The organism is Aquiflexum sp., assembly GCF_041751335.1.
In the GTDB taxonomy this organism is placed as follows: domain Bacteria; phylum Bacteroidota; class Bacteroidia; order Cytophagales; family Cyclobacteriaceae; genus Aquiflexum.
Window position 1 is genome coordinate 1 of the sequence record NZ_JBGSXS010000431.1, and the last position, 8609, is coordinate 8609.

10 protein-coding genes, 1 tRNA gene and 1 pseudogene are annotated in these 8609 nt (G+C 36.4%); 10 read left to right on the plus strand and 2 right to left on the minus strand.

The genetic code is table 11. From position 1 onward, the window contains the following. A pseudogene (locus tag ACEW8U_RS22765) lies at nt 1-210 on the minus strand (hypothetical protein); the annotation flags it as partial. Nucleotides 211-276: 66 nt separating this feature from the next. Here ACEW8U_RS22765 and ACEW8U_RS22770 point away from each other — a divergent pair. Both ACEW8U_RS22770 and ACEW8U_RS22775 read left to right on the plus strand, forming a co-directional pair. Then, nucleotides 277-336 (plus strand) — tRNA-OTHER (locus tag ACEW8U_RS22770). A 133-nt stretch (nt 337-469) separates the two neighbouring features. Next, on the plus strand, nt 470-1858 hold the full coding sequence (locus ACEW8U_RS22775) for an ATP-binding protein (RefSeq protein ID WP_373524356.1): 1389 nt from the start codon (nt 470-472) through the stop codon (nt 1856-1858). Nucleotides 1859-1862: 4 nt separating this feature from the next. On the opposite strand, the gene ACEW8U_RS22780 is transcribed toward ACEW8U_RS22775, so the two are convergent. Beyond that, on the minus strand, nt 1863-2210 hold the full coding sequence (locus ACEW8U_RS22780; protein WP_373524357.1) for a hypothetical protein: 348 nt from the start codon (nt 2208-2210) through the stop codon (nt 1863-1865). 175 nt (nt 2211-2385) lie between these two features. Between ACEW8U_RS22780 and ACEW8U_RS22785 the strand changes: the two genes are divergently transcribed. The 8 genes from ACEW8U_RS22785 to ACEW8U_RS22820 form a co-directional block, all read left to right on the plus strand. Then, nucleotides 2386-2961, plus strand: coding sequence for a DUF4255 domain-containing protein (locus ACEW8U_RS22785; protein WP_373524358.1), 576 nt, complete (start codon nt 2386-2388; stop codon nt 2959-2961). Further along, nucleotides 2962-3957, plus strand: coding sequence for a hypothetical protein (locus ACEW8U_RS22790; protein ID WP_373524359.1), 996 nt, complete (start codon nt 2962-2964; stop codon nt 3955-3957). It begins immediately after the preceding gene. Between the two features lie 30 nt (nt 3958-3987). After that, nucleotides 3988-5856: a phage tail sheath C-terminal domain-containing protein gene (locus ACEW8U_RS22795; protein ID WP_373524360.1), complete on the plus strand. Its 1869-nt coding sequence runs from the start codon at nt 3988-3990 to the stop codon at nt 5854-5856. 78 nt (nt 5857-5934) lie between these two features. Then, nucleotides 5935-6387, plus strand: a complete 453-nt coding sequence (locus ACEW8U_RS22800; protein ID WP_373524361.1) for a phage tail protein — start codon at nt 5935-5937, stop codon at nt 6385-6387. Nucleotides 6388-6392: 5 nt separating this feature from the next. After that, nucleotides 6393-6884: a phage tail protein gene (locus ACEW8U_RS22805; protein WP_373524362.1), complete on the plus strand. Its 492-nt coding sequence runs from the start codon at nt 6393-6395 to the stop codon at nt 6882-6884. Nucleotides 6885-6888: 4 nt separating this feature from the next. After that, nucleotides 6889-7071 (plus strand): DUF5908 family protein, encoded by a 183-nt coding sequence (locus ACEW8U_RS22810; protein ID WP_373524363.1) that lies wholly within the window; start codon nt 6889-6891, stop codon nt 7069-7071. 3 nt (nt 7072-7074) lie between these two features. Further along, nucleotides 7075-7737, plus strand: a complete 663-nt coding sequence (locus ACEW8U_RS22815) for a LysM peptidoglycan-binding domain-containing protein (protein WP_373524364.1) — start codon at nt 7075-7077, stop codon at nt 7735-7737. A gap of 4 nt (nt 7738-7741) precedes the next feature. Beyond that, nucleotides 7742-8609, plus strand: an 868-nt coding sequence (locus tag ACEW8U_RS22820) for a phage late control D family protein (RefSeq protein ID WP_373524365.1), incomplete at its 3' end; no start/stop codon positions are given.

Consider the following 8609-nt stretch of genomic DNA (forward strand, 5'->3'; position numbering starts at 1 on the left):
CTGTTCTACTGACATGTTTCTTAAAATCGGAAGAGGATCATTCGGAACTCTTCTTTCAAGACCGGCAAAAATCCTCATCCATTCCAAGATAGCGGATTTGCTTTTAATTCCATAAACATGCCTTGCCTGTTCTTTGGTCAAAGTACCTGAAAGTACTTCCATGACGATTTTTCTCCTGGAATCTTCGGAGAATTTTTCTGATTCACGCATTTTGTCCTATTATAGGTTTACAATTTTTAATTAAATTGTGTCAACCTATTTCAGTACACGACCCACTGCGCAGTCTGGTAGCGTGTCCCGACTTGGGTCGGGAAGGTCGCTGGTTCGAATCCAGTCACTCCGACAGAAAGAAAGCTCACAGAGATGTGGGCTTTTTTTGTTGGCAAAATAATCATAAAATTTAGTAGATTTTTCTTTACTTTAATTAGTGACTAACTTGTTGACTTGAGTCATCCTGATTTTTCACTTTATGGAAATAACTGATAATAAAAATAATTATTCATCAAAAATCAAAAATCAAAACAATTCTTTGAGTTTGGAAAAAGAATTGGATTGGTTTCAGGAAATATTGATGCTACGTGGCAAAATAACTTTTGAAGAATCATCTCAAGAAGAAGAACTCTCCCGTATTGTGCTGCCAGATTTACTTAATGATTCCTCTGACTATGCCAGTTTGGTAAAGAAATACAATATGGTGCTGGAAGAAAGATTGGTCCTTATCCTTTCTTTAATTCCCCATATAAGACCTTCAATTCTAGATATTTTACATTTAAAAAATGAGAATTTTGATATACCATTTACAGAATTTGGTGGATGGAAAGCCGAAAGGCATAAAGGTTTTTTGCCAACAGGCGAGACGGCAATATTTTTATTGGCAGGAACGGATCTTTCCAAGCGGTTTTCTTTGATGCGGCTTTTTGATAAAGACCATTTTTTGGTCAGAGAAAAAATCATCTATCTCGACAGGTCTGTTCCCGGAGAACCTATGCTCAGTGGTTCTTTGCAGATAAACAGGGAGTACCTTTCGCTATTGACTACAGGAGAGGTGTACCAACCTGATTTTGATATGGATTTTCCGGCCAAGAGAATCACCACGCAGCAGGATTGGGACGACCTGGTATTGTCTTCTCCCGTCACGGAAGGAATTTCAGAAATCAAAAATTGGCTACGGTTTGGCAAGGAATTGAAAATCAACTTCAAATTCGGCAAGAAAATCAAAAGTGGGTTTAAGGTGCTTTTTACCGGGCCTCCGGGAACAGGCAAAACACTCACCGCTAGTTTGCTGGGTAAATCCTGCGAAATGGATGTCTACCGGGTCGATTTGTCCATGGTCGTTTCCAAATATATTGGGGAGACAGAGAAAAACCTCTCTAAGGTTTTTGATATGGCGGAAAACAAAAACTGGATATTGTTTTTTGATGAAGCTGATGCCTTATTCGGAAAAAGAAGCCAAACCACCGATTCTCATGACCGGTATGCCAATCAGGAAGTATCTTATCTTTTGCAGCGTATTGAGGATTTTGATGGCTTGGTCATTTTGTGTACCAATTTCAAAAACAATATCGATGAAGCTTTCTTCAGGAGATTCCAATTGGTCCTGGATTTTGAAATCCCGGACTATAGACAAAGGTTGATCCTTTGGAAAAATGCAGTCACCGATGAGTTTCAATTTGAAAAGCGGATTGATCTGGAGGAATTGTCCGAAAAGTTTGAGCTGACAGGAGCTTCCATTATTAATGTCCTGCACTTTTGTACTCTGAAAGCATTGGAACGTGGGAACCGCATGATATCAAAAGAAGATATTCTAGCAGGAATTAAAATTGAAAAAATCAAACAAGGTAAAAGTATCCTGCATTAAAATCTTATTTTTTAGTTTTTAAAAAATATTCAATGATCACATCTTCTTCTTTTTCAGGCTTCACTTTTTTCAGTTCTTCTATCACTTTCAGAAGGTTTTCATTTTTGTCTTTTTCCCGAGAGAGAAGTTCTGAGTTTATTTCTAATTGATGGGAAAGGTCAGTTTTTTCTTTTTCCGCCGTTACCAAAGTTTCTTCAGTTTCTTTAAGTTTCTTTCCTAATTCTTTTACTGTTAATTCCTTTTTTTCAATGCTTTTCACCAAAAACCTATTGTTATTTTTTAAAGAAATAACTGCAAAAAACAAGACAATTATCAAAATTAGTAGTGGAATTAGATATATAATTTCAATCATAATAAATTATATTTAATTAAGAGTTTAATTGTAAAAATTGTGTTTACTGTAATTTATGATAAAAATAGTTTTTGTTTTGTAAAATTGTTAGGATTGAAAACATATATTTTTTAAATTTCAATATAGACACATAAAAAATTCGGTTATCCGGGTTTTATCCACCTCATTTTTAGCCATGATTGATATCACCTTGACTTATATTAGGGATTCTCTGAATCAGCATTTGAAAAACAATTTTACCTTAACTGAAAATAAGGTTGTTCTTTCGAATTTGGTGGAGAATGATGGCTCATCTTCTCGTGAGGTGGAGGACAAAGTGGTTTTATTTCTTATACAATTAGATGAAGAGACTTCCCTGAAAAATTCAAGGGGTAGGGGCGGCATTTCTGGTGGCGCTTTTGCGGAACGAAATGCGCCGCTTTTTTTGAACCTTCATGTTTTTTGCTGTACCAATTTCAGGGGTCCAAATTATATTGAAGGCCTCAATTATCTTTCAGCTATCGTCCGGTATTTTCAGCAAAACAGAATATTATTTCCCGCAGCTTCTTTGGGATTTTCCAATAAAATTGAAAAACTGAGTTTTGAGCTATGTAAGTTGAATTATGATCAGATGAGTAATATCTGGTCTTCAATCGGAGCAAAACTACTTCCTTCAGTATTGTATAAAGTTGGCCTTGTCGTCATGGATGATTCTCCAATCAGCAAAATTACTCCGGCTATTTCAGGTACCAATGAAAATGTGACAAATTAAATGCAGAATTCTTTTTCCATCATATCGACATTTCAGATCAAGCATGGATATTTCGCGCAAAGTGATCCGGCTATTTTTCAATTGAGTGTCTCCTTGGAATCAAAAAAAATATTGCATAACCTGAATCTTATCATCAAGCCAATTAACAATGGATTTCATCTTCTGACTGGAGATATTTCTTTATTGAAAGAGGATTGGAATCCGATTCATTTCCATTTTTCAATTCAAGATCCACTTTTCTTCAATTACACTGATTTGGAAGGTTATTTTCCTGGAAAATCCCTGATATATTTGGTTAATAAGGAAGTATACCAATTAGGAAAGCCTGAGGAATTGGGGTTAAATAGTGAAGAGTTTTTGGATAAAAAGGCGTTGGTTCTGGTTAGACAGGGAAATATCAATTTAAGTGGATTGTCAATAAATGAACAGTACACCCTTACTGACGAAAGAGAAAAAGTCCTGCAAATAAGCGCAGGCGGTCAGTTCCAAAATATGCCCTATGAAGAAGGGCTGTATACCATTTCGGGAAAAGATTTAAATCAAACATTTTATTTTTTTCCTCAAAGAATTTTTAAAACTCCGGATATGGTCTTTACAGTTTATCCGGCCGATTTGCATAATCAATTCCAAGAAAACGGTTCGGTTCACTTTACGGCCAAATTCAAAAGCAGATTGACCAAATGGAGGTATATCCTGACTGACCCCATTTATAAGAAATTTCAAAATCTCAGTATCATAGACACCAAAAAGAAAACCATTCCATTTGAAGAGAAAGAAATTGAACTGAATGGCATGGGCAGTTACAGATGTTTTGAATCCATTGAAAGTATTAAGCTACAGGATTTGAATTCTGGTTATTTCCAACTGGTAGAACATCCCGATTTGGATCCCAGAAATGAAAAAATTATCATCAAAAGCCTACCGAGAGCCTCACCTGATTTCATACATCAGGAAGGATTCCCGAATGGAGAACTTTATTCACATATTTTTATTTAAACAATCATTTCACATTTAACCAAAACAAACATGGCACAACCATTAATGACACCAGGTGTTTACATTGAAGAAAAAAACGCCTTTCCCGGATCCGTTGTTGAAGTTGCTACTGCTATTCCCGCTTTTATAGGGTATACGGAAAAGGCTTCTCGAAATGGAAAATCTCTTGTAAATATTCCCACTAGAATAACCTCTTTTGCGGAATATTTAGGACTGTTTGGAGGGGGATTTTCTCCAAAATTTAATATCGATCCACTCAAAGAGGGAGACAAAAATGAGATTACAATCAAAGACGAATTAAGAGCAATCAATTATTTGCCAAATCATGATTCCTATATGTTTCGTGGCATTCAGCTTTTTTTTAATAATGGAGGAGGCACATGCTATATTGTTTCTGTCGGTACTTATGGAGGAAAAGATGGAGAAGGAAATGATAAGGTAGTTGAAGTGTTGAAAGATGACCTTGAAGCCGGTTTACTGACTTTATTGAAGGAACAGGAACCCACAATGGTTTTAGTTCCTGATGTGGTAAAGTTGGAAGATACTTCTTATGATGTGTATAAAAAAGTACTTGCACATTGTGCAAAAATGCAGAGTAGAGTAGCAATACTGGACATTCATAATGGTTATGAACCACGAACTGTTTCAAGTGACCCTAAAGTGGATATTATTACCAATTTTAGAGAGAAAATAGGTACTGAATACCTTAACTATGCCGCTGCATATTATCCTTGGTTAAACACAAATATTGTCCAGAAAGGAGATGTTACATTTGAAAATATCGAAACTGATCTCAGCACTTTATTGCCTGAAATAGAGGAAGATGCACTTAAATTGATCTCTGAATTCCCGATCAATGAAGGAAAATTTATTGAGAATTTTATAAAGGATAAATCGGCAGAATTAGAGGCGGCCTTAATTTCAGATAATTCAAAAGATTTAATAAAGCCAAAAGAACCGATTCTTCCCAAGGAACCTGTAGAACCTATCGATCCAGGGGCTGATGCGACACCCGAGGTCAGGTCTACATACGATGCTAAAAAAGCTAAATATGATGAAGATAAAGTGAAGTATGACACTGAAAAAGGAAAATACGATACTGATAAATCACAGTATGATACCGATAAAGCTGCTTTTGATGAAAAAAAGAAGGAACTATTGGAAAAATTAGATGTTTTGCTGAAAAATGAAAAACAGAAAGAAACCATAAAATTGTTTGCAAATTATAAAGAGAATAAAAAGCGGAATTATCATTTGGGTTTAGTGGCAACCAGCCCAACATATGTGAATCTTTTAGACGAAATCAGAGCAGTTATGAACTTGCTTCCGCCATCTTCAGCAATGGCAGGTATTTATGCGATGGTCGATAACAATCGGGGAGTTTGGAAATCACCGGCCAATGTAGGTTTAAACAGCGTATTAAAACCTTCTGCTAATATCACACACGATGAACAGGAAAATTTAAATGTTGATGCAACATCAGGAAAGTCTATCAATGCCATAAGGACGTTTCCTGGGATTGGCACTTTGGTATGGGGTGCAAGAACATTGGATGGCAACAGTCTGGATTGGCAATACATCAACGTCAGGAGAACTATCATCATGCTGGAACAGTCTATCAAATTGGCACTCAGATCCTATGTATTTGAGCCTAATGATGCAAATACATGGATTACTGTTAAAAGTATGATCGTCAACTTTTTGACTGAAAAATGGAAGCAAGGAGCATTGGCAGGTTCTTCTCCGGAGGATGCGTTTGACGTACAGATTGGATTGGGGAGTACCATGACAGGATTGGATATCCTTCAGGGTAAAATGCTGGTTTCAGTGAAATTAGCCATTGTCAGACCTGCAGAATTTATAGTGGTCACTTTCCAACAACAAATGCAAAAATCATAATTATTGGAAAAATTGACAACACTCAATTTTTCTCCAAAACAAAATTAAAATTTAACAAAAACTAAAAAATATAAAATCATGGCAGGAGAAGCACAAGACAGCAATTGGCCACTACCCAAATTTTACTTCAAAGTAGACTTGGGTAGTGCAACAGACGTTCCATTTCAAGAAGTAAGCGGTTTGGAAGTAACATCACAGCCGATAGAATACAGGCATGGTAACAGCCCGGTATTCTCAACAATCAATATGCCCGGAATAGTCAAAAATAACAATGTGACTATGAAAAAAGGAGTTTTTGTAAAAGACAATAAGTTTTTTGATTGGTACAATAAGATCAAAATGAATACTGTTGAACGTCAAAACGTAGTCATCAAGTTATGCGATGAAGGCGGAAACCCGACGATGACATGGACCTTAGCCAACGCATGGCCCACAAAAATCAGTTCTACAGATATGAAGTCAGATGCCAATGAAGTAGCAGTCGAGACTATTGAAATTTCACATGAGGGTCTTACAATAGCAAATGCTTAATATTGATGGAAACCACTAGCTTTTTCACACCAGGGTATGTTCCACCTACTGCATTTTATTTTGAAGTTGCATTTCTAGGAAATGGAAATAAAAAGATGGACAGTAGTTTTCAGGAAGTATCCGGATTGAAAGTAACGGTGGAAACAATGGAGAAAAGGGAAGGTGGAGACAATGTTTTTGTCCACCACCTTCCCAAATCCATAAAATACGACAACTTAGTCCTAAAAAGATGCCTGATGAAAGGATCCGAACTTGAAAAATGGTGCAGGGATGCCATCGAAAATTTTAAATTTAAACCCTTAAATATCAGCCTAAGATTACTTTCATCGAAAGCTGCTATAATAGGTTCTACAAAAATCGTAACTCCATTAGCGGTGTGGTCTATCGAACAGGCTTATCCCATATCGTGGGAATTAGGTGGATTAGGGAGTACAAAAAATGAACTCGCCATTGAAACGCTGACTTTCAAATACAGAAAATTCACTAAAACTTTGTAAAAAGATGACGCTCATTATCAAAGAACTGATTATTAAAGGAGAGGTGATAGATGATAAATCTCCTTTTGAAGAAAAGAAAATTGAGGAAGAAGCTTTGAAGGAATTAATTTCCCAAATGAAAAAAGATATTGAGCAGGATTGCTTTGAAAGAATTTTGGATAAACTTCAAAATCAAACCCATAGATAATTTATGTCAGAAGGAAAGATAAATAAAGTGAAGGTGATTGCTTACAAAGATCCTGATTTCAAAAATAAATTGGGAGATTATGAAGTATTGGTAAATCCTGACAAAACATCCAAAAAAGGACAATTGAATTATTCTACAAATACCTCTCCTATTGGAAGCAGTGCTGATACAGTCAAGTTTAAAGGAGGAAGATCAGAAAAATATGAATTCAACTTCTTTTTTGACAGTACCGGTATTATTTCAATAAAGAAAGTGGATGAACAAGTTGACGAACTCAAAAAACTGATGTATACATACAATGGGGATATTCATGAACCCAATTACATTAAGATTTTTTGGGGTACCCAATTTGAATTCCAAGGCCGCTTGCTTTCTTTTGATCAGGTCAATACCATGATGGATACAGATGGTACTCCACTTAGAACGGAGATCAAAGCTGTATTTATCTATTCGGTCTCCCCTGAGAAAAAAGCTTTGGAGGAAGGCAAAAACTCATCTGACCTTACCCATATCAGAACAGTTGCAGCGGGTGATAATCTTCCGTTGATGTGCTATCGGATTTATGGGGACAGTAGTTTTTATATTAAGGTTGCGCAATTCAATAAACTGAATGATTTCAGGGATATCAAACCTGGAGACCAAATTATTTTTTTACCGGTAATCTAATCCTATGGCTGATATTCTCAAAGAATCCTCCGACCCCATTTCACTCTCCATTAAGATTAATGGAAGTGTAATTAAAGATACCGTAGAGATTCTGTCAGTTACTGTTTCAAAGGAGGTGAACAGGATTGCCACTGCTAAGTTCCGTGTTTTGGACGGGGGTGTGTTTGGGGTTGCCAACGAATCATTTTCAAATGCAGAAGGCTCTGATTTTGTTCCTGGAAATGAAATCGAAATTGAAATGGGGTATGGAAATTATAGGGAACTTGTTTATGCTGGAATTTTACTTTCGCAGAGAATGGCAGTAAAGAGAAGTAAATCTTATCTGGAAATCACTTGTAAGGACAAAGCGGTCAAACTGACTAAAGGGAGGTTCACCAATATTTATACTGATGCAACGGATAGCGAGACATTTGGAAAAATTGCCTCAAAGTTTGGTTTAAAGAAAGACATCGACAGTACCAAGGTGACATTTGGTCAATTGGTTCAGCATTATTGTTCTTATTGGGATTTTATTCTCATGAGGGCTGAAATGAATAATCAAATTGTCATCACTGACAATAACCAACTCAAGATAAAAGAAATTGACCTAGGTTCTTCACCCATAATTTCAATTCAAGCCGACATGGTTGTCCTGGATGCAGATCTGGATATTGATGCTGAGGATATCGTCAAGCAGTTCAACTTAGTATCATGGGATGAAAGTAATCAACAGATCACCTCAACCACATCAAACGTAAGTGATTCACTTAACCTCGGGAATATCACTTCCGAGAAACTCGCTGAAGTACTATCAGGGATATCAAGTAACCGGATAAGTTCTGCCTCTTTGACCAAAGAGGAATTGGAGAATATCGGTAAGAGTGCTTCAAACC

Bases quoted from the DNA above. Each gene is read 5' to 3' on its own strand.
- ACEW8U_RS22815 (WP_373524364.1), top strand. From the start codon at position 7,075: ATGTCAGAAGGAAAGATAAATAAAGTGAAGGTGATTGCTTACAAAGAT.
- ACEW8U_RS22800 (WP_373524361.1), top strand. From the start codon at position 5,935: ATGGCAGGAGAAGCACAAGACAGCAATTGGCCACTACCCAAATTTTAC.
- ACEW8U_RS22805 (WP_373524362.1), top strand. From the start codon at position 6,393: ATGGAAACCACTAGCTTTTTCACACCAGGGTATGTTCCACCTACTGCA.
- ACEW8U_RS22810 (WP_373524363.1), top strand. From the start codon at position 6,889: ATGACGCTCATTATCAAAGAACTGATTATTAAAGGAGAGGTGATAGAT.
- ACEW8U_RS22775 (WP_373524356.1), top strand. From the start codon at position 470: ATGGAAATAACTGATAATAAAAATAATTATTCATCAAAAATCAAAAAT.
- ACEW8U_RS22790 (WP_373524359.1), top strand. From the start codon at position 2,962: ATGCAGAATTCTTTTTCCATCATATCGACATTTCAGATCAAGCATGGA.
- ACEW8U_RS22780 (WP_373524357.1), bottom strand. From the start codon at position 2,210: ATGATTGAAATTATATATCTAATTCCACTACTAATTTTGATAATTGTC.
- ACEW8U_RS22785 (WP_373524358.1), top strand. From the start codon at position 2,386: ATGATTGATATCACCTTGACTTATATTAGGGATTCTCTGAATCAGCAT.
- ACEW8U_RS22795 (WP_373524360.1), top strand. From the start codon at position 3,988: ATGGCACAACCATTAATGACACCAGGTGTTTACATTGAAGAAAAAAAC.